Source organism: Mucilaginibacter lappiensis (assembly GCF_050433765.1).
GTDB lineage: Bacteria > Bacteroidota > Bacteroidia > Sphingobacteriales > Sphingobacteriaceae > Mucilaginibacter > Mucilaginibacter lappiensis_A.
On sequence record NZ_JBNPWP010000013.1, the window covers coordinates 191,945 to 210,360 of the forward strand.

Genomic DNA, 18,416 nt, shown 5'->3' on the forward strand with positions numbered 1-18,416 from the left:
AGCTTCGCCCTTTCACTTACAGTGTATTAGTTTTTTTCAGTCAAATTATTAGCAATGGAAAATTATGGCTGTTTAGCACTGCTATTTTCATTGAACTCAAACAAATATTATTAAAATATTAAAGAATACCTTCCGAATTTTGGTGTTGATACATTTATGTAAAACTCTGTGTAGTGGGTGAGAAAAGTGAGAAATTACCTCATTCAACGAGCAGTTTTGAGTATAAATTCCCTGAGAATGATGTGGCATTGATGATGTAAACACCCTTGTCTAATTTGTTAAACAGGCTGATATATAAATTCGCAGCCCCCAAGTCATCAGTCATAAATTTTTCGGTTCGTATTAATTTGCCAAACATGTTGCTGATTGATAACACTACATTTTCGCGTTTACCAAAATTACTGGCATTTAAATAAAAACTATTCCCTGTGTTTGGGTTAGGGTAAACAGTTATTTTCTTTTTGCTATCGGCTAATTTGTTAATACTTAATGTTGATGTCAGTGAGGATGTGTTTGAAATTTGAAATAACTCTACCCCCGCAAGCCCAACACGGTTAGCCGTAGGATTAAATTTTAATGTTAAAACACCATCGTTTACAGTAGTGCTAAAATCTTTTACTATGGCAGCTCTGTAGCCTACCTCACTAAAAATATCAAAATTGCTTAGTACCAGCTGATTTTCTATAAACGTGTTAAAAATCCTTGATCCGGGGGCAGTCCAATAATTTTCAACAAAATGCATTCTAACCAGGTAGTTGCCATTTGAAAGCGGTATTTCATACCTTGTTTCAGCAAGATCTGCCGCTGCAGATAAATAAGTAACATATAAAGAATCAATATCAGTACCGGCAACATTAGTTTTCACCACCTGCTGATCCAGTTTAATAGATCCTTTACGATAGTTTTTGTCAGACTCATATAAATTGTTACCTATGGTTACATTTGCATCTGCCCCGCCTTTTACTCGTTTAATAACATTCACAGTACTGGTGCTGCTATTGCCAATACCATAAAGAGGAATGCGGAGTGGTGCCGACGCGCTATTATAATTTACCAGCAGAGCCGCATTTTTAATACCCACCGAAGCCGGTGTAAACTTTACAGTTAAAGGCGTCATTGCCTGTACGGCAAGGGTTGATGTTTGCAGTGCAGTTACGCTAAACTCACTGGCATTTGGCCCTGTAATTGTTACGCCCTTTAGTTGTATGGGCGAATCATTGGTGCCATCAGGGTAAGCTACTCCTATATTTTTTACAGAAATTGTAACCGATGCTGATGCTCCTGTAAGGGTTGGATTAAAGTTTATAGCCGATGTTGGAGTAGCGGCCAGGTCTGAATAATGTACTGAGCCCGAATCTGGTTTTATATTTTCAACATAATATATATTGTCCTGGTAATCATAATTGGTAGCTGAGGTACCGAGGTAATCACAGTCCATAATATAAGCGTTAGGCACAATATTCCCGGCGGCGTTCATCACTTTTAAAAATCTGATGCCGATAAGTCCGTTAAAGTTTTTTGTCCTGTCAGAGTATGAACTTCCTATCTTCATTCCAAAAGACCCTGTGGGATTAAATGTTCCCTGAGCGGGCGAACTGGCCGTATGTGAAAGTCTGGGCAATACCGACTGGCCATCTAAATTATCATGTGTGAACAATGTTGTAAGCGTTGACGAACCTTTGGCATAATATTTAAAAGCCTCAACTGCCGAGCAGCACCCATGATATGCTGCCATTTGATGAACGGTTACCGGCTTACTTGGATCGGCCCTAACAAAAAAAGCTGCATCTACTTCACTTGAATTGGGTACACGGGTGGTGCCATCAATATTACCATCATCATGCCCATAACCCGTAGCTGTCTTAAAACCAAATGCAGGTATTATCTGACTTGCATAAGGTTCATTAGTGCCTTCGCCGGCAATCTGCCAAATTCCACTAAGTACAACTTTTTTCAATGAGGATATACTGTCGTTACTGGTAATTGTTAGGGTATCAGTAAATACTTTGATTCTTGAGGCGGCATTTTTAGCCCTAAACTGAATAGTTACATCTACAAATGCTCCCGGGTTTATTCCTATAGGCACTGCCCCTGTGGTATCTGTGTTTACAGAAACTATTTTCCATGCTGTGGGATTAGATAAAGTTAACTTACTCAGGTTCAACTTTCCTGTCCCTTTATTATTTATCCTAAGCTTTATTTTATCATGATTGGCATTATATGGGGTTGTGTCAGGGTTCGTTCTTCGCCATGGGGTTTGAATTAATGAAAAAACCAGGCGGTCATCTGAAGGAAAGGCATCCGGATTTTTTAAAACCATATACGCTCCGCTTGCTGTTTGTGTAGCTATACTAAAAATATAATCACTGGTTATTATTTGGTTATTATTTGCATCAACTGCCTTTACTTTAAGGCTGTAATTACCCGGAGTATTAATAATAAATGGTACTGTATAATTAATATATGCACCATTATTTATAGCGTATTGAAGTGAGGCAAGACCAGAACCACCAAGATCGTTCGCGGTAATAAATATCTGTACCTGATCGTTATAAACTCCAGCCGATTTAAGTGAACCCGATAACCTGGCACTTGCAGTTGGAATGGTAACATCCGTAACCGTAACAGCCGGACTAAAGGTTAAGTAGTTCATCTTGGTATTGACCCCACCGGTAGCGCTAATGGTTAATTTCCCATCGGTTACCTGTACAGTTGATATTGCCGATCTGTATTTTTGTTGTGAAGAAGGTATAAAATCGCTTATAGTTGGTAGTCCCTCCACATTTATTTGATGATTACTATCATAATAGCCATCATCGCCAGCGCTTACTGTTACTCTGTATGGCCCATTTGCTACTGCATATTCCCAGGTCCCAGGCTTTTGGTTGTTAGTCGTAGCTTGCATTTGTACCAGCGAGCGTAGTTTTGCATCGCCAGTACCGGCGCGGATACGCATATTGGCCTGAAGATCTACCGGTTGTTTAGAAACAGGATCTATCCAACCATATTTGCGGGTTGCATCAAAAGGTAAACCTATATCTCCGGTGTAACCGGTTGGTACGGCAGAGCCGCTGGGTAAAAAATCTATATTTACACTTTGAGATACCGGAATATCAGTTGCTGTAATCGAAAAATCGTCAAAATTATAAGTAACAGCAGTTGAGGCATTACGGTATGTAGCAGATATACCAGTGTAGGCTGTACTACCGGTTAGGCCCATACCCGTTATGCTAAGTTTTGTTGAGGTATAACCAACACCTGTACTGGTATAATTTACCCCATCAATTGAATAAAAACCTTCGGCTGTGTTAGTTGCAGGATCAATTACCAGGCGCAGGCTCACCGTTTGGGTATTAAGCCCGCTGATTACCGCGGTTATACGCTGATCGGGATTGGCGGTTCCGGCTACAGCGCTGGATACATCGTTCAGTTCTTTCCTCAACTCTACCTTATTTCCGCTTATATTTAACTTAACATACGTTTTATCGTTTAATCCATACCATATACCAGCCTGCTGTGACAGCGTACCATTAGCGGGATTAATTACTTTTACATCTATCTGCAGCTTTTTATCCGTGGCTACCTTTACACCCAGTATGTTCAACTGGTTATTATTGGTCAAAAAATCTATTCCCTTGTTGCTCACCAGTTGCAGCTGGCCACCGGTCAATGTAATTTTAGATGGTTCATAGCCAGGCACAAGACTGTTAGACGGTTGGCCATCAACAGCTAATCTTGTACCTGAATAATTATTTACTGTGGTAAAACCTGTTCCCTGCCCATTCTTATCTGTTATGGTGTTGCTTACAGGGGCATTGAACGATAAATTATAAGGTAAAGTAACCTGCAGCGATGTGCAGGGAAGGGTACTTAATGGGCTGCAGCCATCCTGCGCATAAACGGAATTACAACACACACTTAAAAGTGCCAATATCAAATTTGTTTTGCACAGCTTTACTAAACCCAATCCTGGGTAATTGATGTTTTTCATAACAGTCATTTTAAAATTGTTGAGGGGGACGGTAATTTTTCTATAAACCGTTAAAACGGGTTAATTTCTGACAGAAAAGAAACTAAGGAGAAACTTACTGATTGATTACAGCAATCGCGTTTTACAGATTCATATCACTTGTTTAATGATGTTTTGAAATTGAAACCTTTGCGGTAGTTTGATTCTCAGGTTTTTTATTTACCCTTAAAAGGGTAATTTGAGATATTAAGTTTGGGTTTTCATTCCAGTTAAATTCACTGATGTATAAATTTCCATTCGTAACATCCTCCGTAATATCAAGTGGGTTAGCAAACCCGGCCATTCCTTCCAATCCATAATTACTGGCACCGGTAGCCGTGTGTACAATATCATATAAATGTTCATCCTGAATATGGATGTTGCTATGGTCTTTAATACCTGACCCGGGCTCCAAAACCATGATGTCTCCCCCCCCGCTAAACCGGCAAACCAATAGTTTTCCTTTTAGAGCACCATTAAAGGCATTGCTTTTATACTCAATAACACCATTCGGCGATTTATTAAAACCAAAATCAAAAGCGGCACCGCGGTAATTTACATCGGGCTTGGTATTAGCCGGATAAACAGGGTTATCGCTATACCCTCTGTTGATAACATACTCGCCTCTAAGTGGATTGGGGTGCCCAAAAAAGCCTACCGGTTTGTTAGGGTTTATTCTAAACAACCAATCATGCTGAACCGGTACATTCATTGTTGAAATGATGTCAGGGCCATTATAGTAAGTTCCGTTGGGCCTTCGCGTGCCTTTAACAGATGCTGGTGAATTGCCCCCGCCCCCTGATCCATTTGCAGGAACATATAACTGTCCGTTGCTATGCCACACCATGTCATAGGCATTACGTATGCCCGACGCGTAGATGGTAAGCGGGGAATTTATGCTGTATGGATTATATGTACCATCGGGTAATTTTAACGAAGTGGCCGAAGCATGGTTAATTAAATTTTGATCGGCACTGGTTTGTACATTAAGGGGGAGCTTTATTTTATCCAGTTTTTTATTATCAAGCCTTAGTATGGCGCCAGCTAATAATGTTTCATCCCGTTGCCATCCCTTGTCATATTTTCCGGCGGAGCTATTACTTCCAACAGATATATACAAAGCACTGTCGGGTCCAAATGCCATACCATTAACCATATGATCTCTTGTCGACCGGGGCAATTTGGTAATAATCAGTTGTTCGTTCTGCAGGTTATCACCGCTTAATCTGGATATATTACCATCAAATATTGGTGCGGAAACCAAACCTGATGATGAAAATGAAACCCATGCAATAAGGTTATGCGCGGTTGATTTGATATCAAATGTTAAACCTATTGCGGTTGTTTCCCCGTGTTTTTTTACGAGTGTATTAATAACCTGCATATTCTCAAGCATGCCGCGGCTATGGTCAACATCAAATCTTTCGATACTGCCATCTATTTTTAACGCGTAAAACTTGCCATCGGGGCCAAAAGTTAAAGAAGTGTATTTTTTATTTTGTGTTCCCGGAATTGATATTTTCGTAAACGCCGCCTTTAGGGTATTGCTTGAATCTGCCTGTGCTACTCCGGTAGAGAAAGTTGTTTCAAATGGTAAAAATGAAGCGCCGCTGTATGTTTTTACACCATCGGTTATTATAAATTTATATATGGTATTAGCCTCAAGTGGCCTTAATGGCGAAAAGCTTATCGCATCCCCTCCGCCGGTCCCCTGAACACTCCCCTGCACATATGAGATCTCGCCATTACTGATCTTTAATAATTTAACCGTTTTACTGTTTATTGTACCATTATTAACCCCGCCTTTAAAGCCCTTTACAGCAGGAACGAACAGGTTATTGGCTGCTATTGTTAAATTATTAATGATCCGGGCACCGTTAACCGGGTTTGATGATATTACATATGGCGATCTATGATTAACCACCCTTAATTCAAGATTTATTACTGCGCTGGTAAATCCATCAGCAAACACCCGGATGGTTGCCATATAATTGCCTACCGGCAATTTTTTTGCAAACGAGTAATCTAAATTCAGTAATGTATCTTTGGCCGATTTTCCTGGCAAAAACCTTATCCAATTTTTGTACGCACCTGCATACGAAGTTTTTACAACATAGGCTATATCGCTTTTCAATGAATTATTAAGCCTTAATGTGCATGTTTTTGTATCATTACTGGTATTTTCAATCAGTAAATTTTGGGTACTTGCTGATAGGTATACATAAGGTGTTATGGTAACAGGCTCAATTTCAACATAACAAATTTTTGTGTTAGTACCACCGTCAGCATCAAGCGTTAAGAAACCATCGCTTACCGTTACAGTTACTGTGGCTGTTTTGAACCTGCCGGGGCTTCTGATTCGCCCTAACGGCAAAAAGTTTGATATCGCTTTAACCCCTTCAACATTGATACAATTATTCTCATAAGCCTTACCCACCTCTCCATCACCTGCGGCAACAGTAACTTTGTATACACCGTTAAGTAATTTTATTTCCCAGTAACCCTCGGTTTTTTCTCCGTTAAATTTCCCGTACAAAAAAGAATTGATTTGATTGGCTTGCATATGCACAAAAGTTGAAAGCAAAACGTCTTCAGGTTCTGTGCGTGCCCTCGCGTTACCCCTGAGATCAACCGGCTTACCATCCTCCCGTTTTTTCCATCCATACTGAAGCTGTGCACCTTCATAAATACCTGGCCGGTATCCAAATGACCCGCCGGTATCCTTTAGCCATCCAGGCGGCGGACTTGTTTTATCATCTTGAAAATTTATCTTAACGGATTCTATCACCGGAACTTCGGCCAAACCAAGTAACGCTTCTGAAATTTCTTTATGCCTATGAGTAGATGCTTTAATGATTGTTTTATAATTAGCCCAAACAAAAAATACCAGAGCGCAAAATAAAATAGTGTATAAATAAATTCTTCTGTTAATGTTTTTTAAGAAAGTATTACCCATTTTGTACATCTAAGAAGTTAATAATATCGTGTCCCGGCATCGGTTTTAATTAAAACTATTTACAATAATCTTTGCATACTTAACTCCAGTTAAATAAACCGCCCTAACGATATAGTATTTATTTTTATCCGGCTTAATGTCAAATCGGGTATCCATTTCCCCCTGTGAATTTGTTACCTGTTCAATAGTTTTAAGTTTTTTACCATCCATAGTATATAGGGAAATAGTAACCGTTTCATGTACCTTAAAATTTCTCAGTTTTATATAAAGCGGTCCTCCACCATTGGGGTTAGGATAGGCCTGTAAAACACGGCCGTCATTTTTCTGATCTTTTACTTCTTTTTTTTCGCCTGCACCTTTTACTATGGAGTCTATCCGGGGTGTGTTATTGATGGCTACTTCTTTGATAGTATCCTCCACGCTTGTAACCTTAAGCCTGGCCTGTAACGCTTTATTAGTTGATGATCGTAAAAGTACTTTAAAAGATAATGAACTGTTTTTTTTCAATACTAACGGAGCTTTTTTATCAGGCAATGGTATATCGGCTATTTTAAATTTTGAAGCATCAGGGCCATAAATACCAATATCTTTTACCTTTAATACTCCATCGCCTTTGTTGCTTAATGTTACTTCATACTCCTTGTCCTGGTATTCATTGGCCTGGGTTTTCGGTACTGCCGTAACCGCAAGCATAGCTGGGGCAGGTGAAGACGTTGCAACCCTTAAAAGCGTAATTTGCGCCACAAGATTTGGGTTATCGTTCCAGTTATACTCAATTACATATAAATTGCCGTTAGTAACATCTTCCACAATATCCAGCGGATTAGCAAATCCCGACATTCCAACCAGGCCGCTGTTTCCTGAACCTGTGGTAACTTTTACAATATCATAAATATGATCATCATTGCCTGGATAAGTTGTTTGCACTAATGAACCGGGTTCCATGACAACAATATCTCCCCCGCCGCTAAATCTGCAAACCAATAATTTTCCCTTTAACGCGTTGTTAAAAGTGGCGCTTTTATATTCTAATGAGCCGTTTGGCGAGTTATTTAATCCAAAACTGTATGCAGGGCGGTAACGCGCATCTGCCACCACTGAGGGCGAATACAGCGGGTTATCAGCAAATCCCCTGTTTATCACATATTCCCCCCTTAACGGATTAGGGTGGCCATAATAACCTACCGGTTTAGCCGGGTTAACTCTAAACAGCCAATCATTTTGAACTTGTACACCTGTTGTAGCTGGTATAATCGGGCCATTATAAAATGTACCATCAGGCCGGCGTGTACCATTTACTGAAGCAGGAGAATTACCCCCGCCGCCAGATCCGTTGGTTGGAAGATACAGCTGACCATTAGAGTGCCAAACCAGATCATAAGCATTACGAACACCCGAAGCATAAATAGTTAACGGTGAATTGCTGCCATAAGGATTATAGGTACCATCGCTCATTGTTGCTGCAACTGCCGGTGCATTATTTATGATACTTTGATTAGAGCTGGTTTGAACATTCAGCGGTAAAGTTAATCCATTGAGCTTATTGGGGTCCAGGCGTAAAACGGTACCTGAAAGCAAACTTTCGGCCCTTTGCCAATCGTTATCGAACGAGCCAGCTGAGCTATTACTCCCCTGGCAAATATAAAGCGCACCGTCGGGGCCAAAAGCTAATCCGTTAACCATATGATCACGGGTAGATCGCGGAAGTTTGGTTATTATTAATTGTTCGTCCTGCAAACTGTCGCCTTGTAAAAGTGAAATATTACCATCAAATGCCGGTGCCGTGGTAAGTCCCGACGAGGAGTGTGATACCACCAAAATTACATTTGATGCTGTTGATCGTGGATCAACAGTTAAACCTATTGCAGAACGTGTCCCATATTTGTTAATAAGGGTTCTTATCGTTTTATCTATGGTAAGCGTACCATTAGCATGGTTAATATTGTACCTTTCAATTGTTCCGTCAAGCCTCAAAGCATAAAACTTATCATCAGGCCCGATTTTTAAAGAACAATATTTTTTGTTTTGTGTACCAGGAACAGGAACTTTGGTGAATTGAGCATTAAGAAGAGCAGATGAATCAATTTGTGCTGCTTTAGTAGTAAATGTAGCTTCATATGGCGCAAAAGCAGCACCAGCATATGACTTTACACCTGATGTAATAACAAATTTGTAAATAGTATTAGGCAGCAAGCTTGATGAGGGGGAAAAACTTATGGCATCTCCGCCGCCGGTTCCCTGCACTATACCGGGTACAAGCGTTAAGACAGCATCTTCCTGTTTGTATAATTTTACTGTTGTGTTTGTAATAGTACTGTTATCAACACCTCCCTGGAAGCCGGCTACAACAGGTACGTGCAAATTATTAGCTGCTATACTGACTGTGCCAAGGTCAACATCCACAGCTCCGTTTTGTGGGGTTGACGAAATAACATATGGTTTTAAACTATCAACAACACTTATTTGTATTGGAAATACTGCACTTGTAAATTGGCCCGATGTTGCTTTTACCGTAGCTTTATAAAGGCCCAGGGGTAAATTTTTAGCTGTTGTATAATTAAACCCTACGTTGGGCTGTACCCCTGTTTGTGTGGCGTTAAAACTTAACCATCCAGTAGCTCCACTTGCATAAGTTACTGTAACATTATATGTTGCTGCCAAATTATTTGAACTGCCTAAAGACACCGAAAACGAGTTGGTTGCCGGTGTTCCTGCTTTAATAAGCAAATTTTGATTACTCACAGCCCAATATAAATAAGGACTTAAGGAAACCGGAACAATGCTGGCAAAATTGAGTTTGGTATTGGTACCTCCGTCGGCATTAACTGTCAGATACTCGTTGGCTACAGTTACCCTTGTTGTTGCCGATTTAAAACGACCTATACTGCCCTGTTTACCGCTTGGTATAAAATGATTTATCGAGTTTACTCCTTCAATGTTAATGGTATGACTTTCAGGTGCCGAGTTAACTAAAGCATCTCCAACTGATACGGTTACATCATACACCCCGTTGGGTACTTTTGTTTCCCAATAACCTTCAGTTTTTACCCCGTTAAATGTGCCGCTAATTGTATTAGCCTGCATATGTATCAAAGTAGCCAGTAAAACATCTTCGGGAGTATTGCGGTTACGCGTGTTTGCAGTTAAGTTGAGCGGACTCGCGTCAGATCTTTTTCTCCAACCGAACTCCAATCCGCTTCCCTGGTATAATCCCGTTCTTGGGCCAAAGGGTTGCCCATAATCTTTCATATAACCCAAAGGAGGTACGGTTTGCGCATCCTGAAAGTTAATCTTGGCGATTTGTTGCCTTATGGCATCTATAATATTAAGGTTAACTAACAATGTGGCTGGCTGATATCCGGGTGCGGAACACGTAATTATCGCCTGATAATTCCCTGCATTAGTAGTAGAATCTACAATATTTGAGTTAAATATTATAGTGTCAGTTGGGTTTTGAGGTAAGTTCAACCAATCGGCATTTGTTTTTGATAGCGTAAAAGCCGGATGCCCCTGACTTGATTGGATGTAAACAGACTGTGGTATAACATGGCCCCCCTTTATTAAGGTAAATTTTAACGTGCTTTGTGAAAAGGCCAGTGTTTTTAAAGCGGGTTCAAGATTGGATATTGCAAAATCATCAAAATTATAAGTTATAGCTGTGGATCCATTACGGTAACTTGCATATATACCTGCATAAGCTGTGCTATCGGTTAAGCCCATCCCCGCTATATTAACTCCCTTCAAAGTATAGCTGGCCCCGGTACTGGTGTAGTTTACACCATCTGTTGAATAAAAACCCTCTGCTGTATGCGCTGTCGAGTCGATCACTAAACGCAGTGTTACCGTTTTGGTATTAAGCCCGCTTATTACAGCTGTTATACGCTGATCAGGGTTGGCATTCCCGGTTCCGCCGCTTGACACATCATTAAGCTCCCTCCTTAACTCCACCTTATTACCGCTTATATTTAGCTTTACATAGGTTTTATCGTTTAAACCATACCATAAGCCTGCCTGTTGTGACTGTGTGCCATTATAGGGATTTATTAGTTTTACCTCTAACTGCAGCTTTTTAACTGTGCTTATCTTTACCCCAAGAACATTCAATTGATTATTGCTGGTCAGAAAATCGATCCCTTTATTACTCACCAGCTGCAGGCGACCGGCGGTCACCGTTATTTTTGATCGTTCATAACCAGGCACCTGGGTATTAGATGGCTGCCCATCTGCCGCTAACCTTACACCCGAATAATTATTTACTGTTTTAAAACCCGTTCCTAACCCATTTTTATCGGTTATGCTATTGCTTACGCCCGCATTAAATGACAAGTTATACGGTAAATTAACCTTTATTGCATTGCAGGGTAACGTACTCACATGATCGCAGGTATCAAATTTTGAGTATGCCATCTCTTTCCAGTAACGAGCGTGCGCAATACTACTGATCCCTAATGTGTTTAAACAAAACAATAATATAATTCTAAGTGTCAAAGTTTTGGCCATAATACATATAGTCAACCGTAAATTTGAGGGAACCAGTAATGAAAGATCTTCGGAATGAAACAGTAATTCGTAGCATTCCCCATGAATAAACCAGGTCTGTCAGACCCGAATGTTACAGCTTAAATCTTGAATATGCTTCGCTCTTTCACTTACATAGCAAGCGTCATGGCAAATAAAATATCGCTTATTGTTAGTCACAAGTTTAATTATTCTGGGCTAAAAAAGCCCCTTTGTTAGGATACTTGTCCAGTAATTGTGTAATAGTGAGAAAAAAAATACGATGCCGCCTATTGCGATCTAACCGCCCTCAATAATTCGTTGTGGATTATATTTAACATAAAAGAGCCATAACTGTGCAAAAAAACACCCGGGCTTTACAGGTTTTCACAAATTGGTACACAACCTTATCATAGTCCGAAATCATGCCTTCTTTTGGTTTAATTTAGAATAATCAATGTTAGAGGACATTTTTTAACATTTAAAAGAGAGGCAAAAAGGATTTAGAAGACAAAATCAATAAATACTATGTCTATTTAATAAGCTACTCATGAAAAAAAATGAAAAAAACTGGATGGTTCTTTATACGCGATCGAGGTGGGAAAAAAAAGTTGATCAATTATTAAAGGAGCAAAATTTTAATTCTTTTTGCCCGCTTGTTAAAACAAGCAAGCAATGGGTTGACAGACATAAAATAATTGAAGTGCCGCTCTTTCGATCATATCTCTTTGTTCAGGCAGGCCAATGGGAGCAGTCCCGAATTATGCAAACCTCCGGAATAGTGAATTTTATATCCAGTGGTGGTAAGCCGGCTACAATTAAGGATGCAGAAATTGAACGAATAAAGTTGATTGTAAAACAGTATGCAGATATTGAAGCTATTTCTTTAGAAAATATTAATGTTGGAGATATGGTGAAAGTTATCAATGGCCCGCTTTTAAATCATAAAGGAGAAATAGCTCAGATACAGGGAAGATCGGTTGTTATGGTTATAGATAATATCAATTGTGCTCTTACCGTAAAAATAAATCAGCGGGAGCTTTCTCATACAAATCAGCCATTGCTTTCTTAAAAAATGCAATAAGGCTTTTACATGTTTAACACATTGAACTTATATTTCAAAAGATTATAATTTATCAAAACCACTAAGAACTCGTTCAAACTATAGATAAATTGATTATGGATAAACATTATGGTCAAATAGTTGAGTTAATTGTCAGAAAAAATGGCTTTAGTATTAGCGAGCTCGCGCGCATAACTCATATGAACAGGAGGTCTGTATATAACTGGTTTAATCAAAAATATTTAAAAAAGGATATCATTTATCAGATAGGGATAATTATTAACCATAACTTTTCGGTTGAATTTCCTGAGCTATTCCGAAAAGATGACTTTGATATTCAAAATCCGTCTGGATTAAATAATCTTTTATTCTGGGAAGCACCAAATCCATCTTTATGGAAAGATAAATATATTGAGCTATTAGAAAAATATAATTCTCTATTAATAAACAAAATAGAAAGTAATATGTAATAAACTTTTTTAGTACAGATCAGTTAATTAGAACCGTATTCTGAATAGAATACGGTTTCTTTTTTGAAGGGAGTATTTGAAAAAATCACAACCGTACAATTTCACCGGTACCATTAACGGCAGAACGTTTATACCTGGTTGAAAAATATCAATAGTTATACCTGGAGAACCAGTGAAACACAATATAATAGCATTAAAAAACATTAAATTAATTAAGTGGCATTAAAAACTAATGGCACTTTATTAATTTTTAAGGAACTAATATATGGGATACCCATGGTTCATTAAGCTTCCTGACAGCAGAGTTGCGGAATATTTGTTTTTCCTCTCTGCTGTATACTGCCATCGTTACTGTTTGATCCTTATCTGTAGGAGTTATAGTAATATCTAAATTGTACTTAGTTTGATATCTGAAAGAATAAGTGGCTGTGTTAGCTTCTATATCATAAACATTCATTTTATCAGGTACACCAAAAGAAATATGACATTTGCTTTCACACTCTACTACTAATTTGCCGTAGCCATAATAATCTTCGGTTGGGGCCGCATTGGTAATTTTTTTACAACCAGACTCAGACAGCAAGATGATAGCTGAGAATAGTAAAGCTGCCTTTTTCCCTTTGTATAAGATCGATGAAAATGGCACAATACTAATGGGCGCTGGTTTAATCCAGCTAAATTTTTTGTTAAAATTTTTCATACTCATACTGTTTAGTTAAGTAAAAATAGAACATCCATGGAGTAGAAATTAGGTTTGACTAAAAGTGTATATCATAATGTGAAAAAGTGTAGAACTTTGAGAAATTGACAAAAAACTATCACAATAAGCTATTAAACAAATAGACAAATGCACATTTTCATATCATTAAATTCAACAACTTCTGAGATAGGCTTTCATCAAAACCCTGGATTGATTTAGAGTTTAATAACTGGAATTGTGTGAATTAAATTGTGCAAATAATGGGAAGCTGATTTCAAAAAAATGAGCATTTTAAATTATAGATTTGATTGACTATCAATTGATTCATTAGAATTTAAAGGATAGAATATTCAACTAATTAATTATGTTAGTTATGGAAATATTAATTGCAATATTGTTTTTAGCGAATATTCTGGTTTGGGCATACAACAGATTAAAGCAAAAGGTAAATTAGCCAACCATTAAAAGCTATTCTGCACTACCTGTTTATTAAACGGTAGCTTAATTGCATTGTATAAAAATCAGATTGAGCTATCCGTTATCGAAACGCAAAGTATTTGATAATCCCTTTTGAACCCTGACCAAACATTCCGGGGTTTACAAATCAATCAATAAAAAACACTTACCTAATCATAATCCTTTAGTAAAACCCTGGCTAATTAAAACCGTAATTGGTGAGCTCTTACAAGCAATTATATTAACCATTAATTAGTCTGATTCAACACTTCCTCAAGCCTATTGATAGGTTAATCAAAACAAAGTATCCCTTTAGCAAGTTTATACTATGCAGGGAATCTCCCTTTAAATTATAAAAGTTTTAATTATTTTATTGTTTTTTAAAACAATCTACAATAATATATGTATATTGTTAAAGCTTTTTGATTTAGCAAATAAGATTTAAATATTTGTTTCTGGGTTTTAGGTATTAATAATCAAGAAAGCATTCATTATTAATACTAATTTAAGGATCAGATAACGTGCCGATCCGTTTTGATAAAGCTTATTTTGAACTGAACAAGATTATTTAAAAGGTTATTTTACTTAATTAAGTCATGGATAAACATTACGGCCAAATAGTAGAGTACAGAGTTAGAAAAAATGGTTATTGTATCAGTGACCTGGCCAGGTGCATGCAAGTAAACAGAAGATCCATTTATAACTGGTTTAATCAAAAACATTTAAAAAGAGATGTTATACTTAGGATTGGATGCATTATACGGCATGACTTTGCCCAGGAATTTCCTGAAATTTTTGAACCAGATGACTTCAAAATTATTTATCAGGTACCTGAGCAGCCTTTGCGTAACACTTTAAGTTTTGATTATGAAGAACAGGAATGCTGGAAAAACAAATATCTAACATTACTGGAAAAATACAACGAAACTCTTTTACGGAGTACGGACGGAAAAATACCGTCTGAGTATACTTCATTTGAAAACGCTTTTGAGTTGCCGAAAGAAGTTTAGCTACCGGTCTGAAAATTTTGTGCCAGCATAGCCATTATGATTGAATCATAATGGCTATGCTGGCGTTATGTCATTAATTTAGCTGGTTAATTTTTATTTCACAGCCCTGTGCGTTTAATGCCTCTCCGGGCAATTAAAGTAAAATTCTGCCAGACTTTTTCTTGCTGTTATCTATCCTAAATTTGCCTTAAAAGTAAATTTGGCATCATTTTGCTAAATTTTTCCTTAGTCTTTTTGTAACAAATTCAATACACTAAGTATTTCATAACTCCCTCAAAAAGAAAGCAAATGGCGCTTTAAACGCAAATCAAAATTGTTTTAAGTGATTTTAGATTTACCAATTTATTAATTATTAAGACATTTAATGCAACATTTTTAACGAAAGTAACGTTTAGCTAATACTATTAATTAAAAAAACCCGCTTATGTTAAAAAAAAATCAACTTAAAATCGTAAGTTTGACGGGCCTCGCCTGCATTATTTTAGCCTCCTGCTCGAGAAAAGATGACGTTCAACCCGTAGAAACAACTCCTCAACCTTCACAAGAAATGCAATCACTGGCCGCAGTGAGCACCACCAGTAAAATTTCAGTCAGCGGCTCCAGTTTACAATTAGGTATATCAGGGCACCCACTGGGAGATGCACCTTATATCAAAACCGGGCCTACTAAGCAAATTCAATTAATCAAAGGCATGGGAATGAACTGGTACCGGGTGGATATCCAAACCACATCTGACGGAACCATAACCGTTCCTTACTTATTTGAGCCCCTTAGAGAAGCTGCTGCGGCCGGTAATGTAAGGATCTTACCCATGCTTTACACCCGAACGTTAGACCTTTCGGCAAGCACATCGGCCGCTTATACGGCAGGTAAAACACTGGGGAGTAACTTTGCAGCTAAATATGGTCAATACTTTACTTATTACGAGCTTGGTAATGACCTTGAACTCAAATTGCTGCTGCCCAATAGAACCGGAGCAAGCCAGAATGATTACGATCGTGCCAAGTTTAATGTTGTTTGTGCTTATTTAAAAGGTATGGATGTAGGCATTAAATCAAAAGATGCTGACGCAAAAACTATGATAGCTGCTGGTTGGTTACATTATGGCTTTCTTAGAATGCTTGATTGGAATGGTGTAAAATTTGATATTGTAGCTTATCATTGGTATTCTGAAATGGAAGCAATTGCTCCAAACCCACCCAACAACATTCCTGATATTACTAAAAAGCTGGGCTCTCTGTTTCCTGACAAACCTATCTGGTTCACAGAAATAAACCAGAGGTATAAAAATACAAGTACGTATGAAACAGATCAGAATGCATTTCTTTCAAAATTCATAGCAAAGTGTAAAAGCAACCCTCAGGTTAAAGTCGCTATCATTTATGAACTGTTCAATGAACCTCAAAAAAGCAGTGCATTGGAAGCTAATTATGGCATCATAAAATGGAGCACTCCTTATACAGTTTGGTTAAAGAAACTTGCTGCCAGTAATCTGACATTATAATTTAACTTTATTAGATTAATTTAAACCACTGTACAAAGCAGGCCGACCTGTTTTGTACATTGGTTTTTTAATTTATTTTAATTAGCCGTTATAGCATCCTGCTAAACTCCTTCCCAACTAATCTTTTCATTCCCCGCTATTTTACCGGCTCAGAACAAGCCGGTTTATCAAATTACGCCAATCTTACTCACTCATTTCTCATCTGTGTACACAATTTTACAATTAGGTATCAAAACGCCTGTTTAAAAACAAATTCTTATTGATTTTTAATATTTTGTTGGCGTTTTGCAAAACTATTTTGATCGGATAGTCTCAAATAGCCCTTATTTCCAGCTATAACTTGTAAGTGAAAGGGCGAAGCTGTGAACATATCGTTCAGTTAAATTCATGTTGAGCAATTTGAAAACTTTATTGTTCTGTCTTCAATTATGTTACAATGAAAATCGGCCAGACTAATAAAAATTTAAGTATAGAAACGCTTAGGGGCCTTGCCATAATTTTAATAGTATTGGGCTACGTCATGGGATCTGTATCAGATAATGGATTAAAAGTAGCGAATGACTCTGTATGGCGATTTTTGTATTTTGTATATCAATATATTCAAATACCGTTATTTACGGTCATATCGGGCTTTGTTTATGCTTATAAACCGGTTTCAAGGTTTACTTCCAACTCCAAATTCATCACTGGGAAAATTAATCGACTATTGATACCATTAGTTGTGGTATCAACTCTTTTCTATCTGTTGCAATACGTTATTCCCGGAACAAATTCCCAAAATGAGCTGAATGATATTTGGCGTATTTATGTGTATCCGTACACACATTTTTGGTTTTTACAAGGAATGATGATCGTGTTTCTGATTATTATCGTTCTCGAAAACTTTGAAGCGCTTAATACTTTAAAATCTGCAATGATTTGCCTATTAATAACAGCGCTGATCTTTGTATTATTACCTTTCAAGTTCAATTATTTCAGCTTGAACAGGGTACCCTTTTTACTAACATTCTTTATCTTGGGCCTGTCACTAAAAAGATTTTATGAGGTTATATTTAAAAAAGGTATAATTAAAATAGCAGGCATAATATTCGTCTTTTCATTAGGCTATCAGTTATATATATTTAATGCGGATTCACCTGTTATAGTTGCTAATCTTTTAACGTTTGGTGTTGGCTCAACCGCTTGCATCTTGATGATAAGCCTCGGTTATCAAAACAGCAAATTGGTTTGGCTTGGCGGTTTTTCTTATAGCATTTACCTGTTTCATATATTTGGAACCATTGCATCCAGGATGTTATTGACCAAATTATCTGTACATAATATTCCGCTACAGATACTGACCGGATTGATTGCAGGACTAAGTTTCCCTCTGCTACTCAGATTGTTGTGCGGCTCAAACAAAGTATTATCAATGCTTCTTTTTGGAGACAAGATCAGCACGGTTCACAGGAAAAGAAACCAGAGACTTACTTTTAAGAATGCAAGAAGTGTAACCAACAGCAGATTTTTCCCTTATTAATACAAATTTTATCACCCAGAAAATAAATAAAAATGGCAAACCGTAAACGGATATTAATAACCGGAGCAGCCGGGTTTTTAGGTTCGCATTTGTGCGACAGGTTTATAAAGGAAGATTACCATGTAATTGGTATGGATAACCTCATTACCGGCGACCTGCGTAACATTGAACACCTTTTTAAGCTGGAGAATTTTGAGTTTTATAACCATGATGTTTCCACTTTTGTACATGT

Annotated in this window: 10 protein-coding genes; 6 read left to right on the forward strand and 4 right to left on the reverse strand. The window is 37.8% G+C overall.

Annotated features, from left to right (window positions below; translation table 11 throughout):
• Positions 1-199: 199 nt before the first annotated feature.
• The 3 genes from M2273_RS28415 to M2273_RS28425 form a co-directional block, all read right to left on the reverse strand.
• On the reverse strand, positions 200-3,991 hold the full coding sequence (locus M2273_RS28415; protein WP_429401377.1) for a malectin domain-containing carbohydrate-binding protein: 3,792 nt from the start codon (positions 3,989-3,991) through the stop codon (positions 200-202).
• Positions 3,992-4,133: 142 nt separating this feature from the next.
• Entirely contained in the window at positions 4,134-6,965 is a 2,832-nt protein-coding gene (locus tag M2273_RS28420; protein WP_429401379.1) for an Ig-like domain-containing protein, read from the reverse strand.
• Between the two features lie 45 nt (positions 6,966-7,010).
• Positions 7,011-11,372 carry an Ig-like domain-containing protein gene (locus M2273_RS28425; protein ID WP_429401381.1) on the reverse strand — a complete coding sequence of 1,454 codons (4,362 nt, stop codon included), beginning with the start codon at positions 11,370-11,372 and terminating at the stop codon, positions 7,011-7,013.
• A 640-nt stretch (positions 11,373-12,012) separates the two neighbouring features.
• On the opposite strand from M2273_RS28425, the gene M2273_RS28430 reads away from it, so the two are divergent.
• Positions 12,013-12,534 (forward strand): UpxY family transcription antiterminator, encoded by a 522-nt coding sequence (locus M2273_RS28430; protein ID WP_429401383.1) that lies wholly within the window; start codon positions 12,013-12,015, stop codon positions 12,532-12,534.
• Positions 12,535-12,641: 107 nt separating this feature from the next.
• A complete protein-coding gene (locus M2273_RS28435) occupies positions 12,642-12,995 on the forward strand; it encodes a helix-turn-helix domain-containing protein (RefSeq protein WP_429401385.1) in 354 nt (117 codons plus the stop codon).
• A 250-nt stretch (positions 12,996-13,245) separates the two neighbouring features.
• On the opposite strand, the gene M2273_RS28440 is transcribed toward M2273_RS28435, so the two are convergent.
• A complete protein-coding gene (locus tag M2273_RS28440) occupies positions 13,246-13,695 on the reverse strand; it encodes a hypothetical protein (RefSeq protein WP_429401387.1) in 450 nt (149 codons plus the stop codon).
• A 1,052-nt stretch (positions 13,696-14,747) separates the two neighbouring features.
• On the opposite strand from M2273_RS28440, the gene M2273_RS28445 reads away from it, so the two are divergent.
• The 4 genes from M2273_RS28445 to M2273_RS28460 all read left to right on the forward strand — a co-directional run.
• Positions 14,748-15,161, forward strand: a complete 414-nt coding sequence (locus M2273_RS28445) for a hypothetical protein (protein ID WP_429401389.1) — start codon at positions 14,748-14,750, stop codon at positions 15,159-15,161.
• Positions 15,162-15,585: 424 nt separating this feature from the next.
• Positions 15,586-16,665: a glycosyl hydrolase gene (locus M2273_RS28450; RefSeq protein WP_429401391.1), complete on the forward strand. Its 1,080-nt coding sequence runs from the start codon at positions 15,586-15,588 to the stop codon at positions 16,663-16,665.
• Positions 16,666-17,101: 436 nt separating this feature from the next.
• Entirely contained in the window at positions 17,102-18,184 is a 1,083-nt protein-coding gene (locus tag M2273_RS28455) for an acyltransferase family protein (protein WP_429401393.1), read from the forward strand.
• 32 nt (positions 18,185-18,216) lie between these two features.
• Positions 18,217-18,416 (forward strand): NAD-dependent epimerase/dehydratase family protein (locus M2273_RS28460; RefSeq protein WP_429401395.1); only part of this gene is annotated, 200 nt, incomplete at its 3' end.

What these genes read in the sequence shown, in the direction of transcription:
- M2273_RS28415 (WP_429401377.1), bottom strand. Translation starts at nt 3,991, where the DNA reads ATGAAAAACATCAATTACCCAGGATTGGGTTTAGTAAAGCTGTGCAAA.
- M2273_RS28420 (WP_429401379.1), bottom strand. Translation starts at nt 6,965, where the DNA reads ATGGGTAATACTTTCTTAAAAAACATTAACAGAAGAATTTATTTATAC.
- M2273_RS28425 (WP_429401381.1), bottom strand. Translation starts at nt 11,372, where the DNA reads ATGGCATACTCAAAATTTGATACCTGCGATCATGTGAGTACGTTACCC.
- M2273_RS28430 (WP_429401383.1), top strand. Translation starts at nt 12,013, where the DNA reads ATGAAAAAAAATGAAAAAAACTGGATGGTTCTTTATACGCGATCGAGG.
- M2273_RS28435 (WP_429401385.1), top strand. Translation starts at nt 12,642, where the DNA reads ATGGATAAACATTATGGTCAAATAGTTGAGTTAATTGTCAGAAAAAAT.
- M2273_RS28440 (WP_429401387.1), bottom strand. Translation starts at nt 13,695, where the DNA reads ATGAAAAATTTTAACAAAAAATTTAGCTGGATTAAACCAGCGCCCATT.
- M2273_RS28445 (WP_429401389.1), top strand. Translation starts at nt 14,748, where the DNA reads ATGGATAAACATTACGGCCAAATAGTAGAGTACAGAGTTAGAAAAAAT.
- M2273_RS28450 (WP_429401391.1), top strand. Translation starts at nt 15,586, where the DNA reads ATGTTAAAAAAAAATCAACTTAAAATCGTAAGTTTGACGGGCCTCGCC.
- M2273_RS28455 (WP_429401393.1), top strand. Translation starts at nt 17,102, where the DNA reads ATGAAAATCGGCCAGACTAATAAAAATTTAAGTATAGAAACGCTTAGG.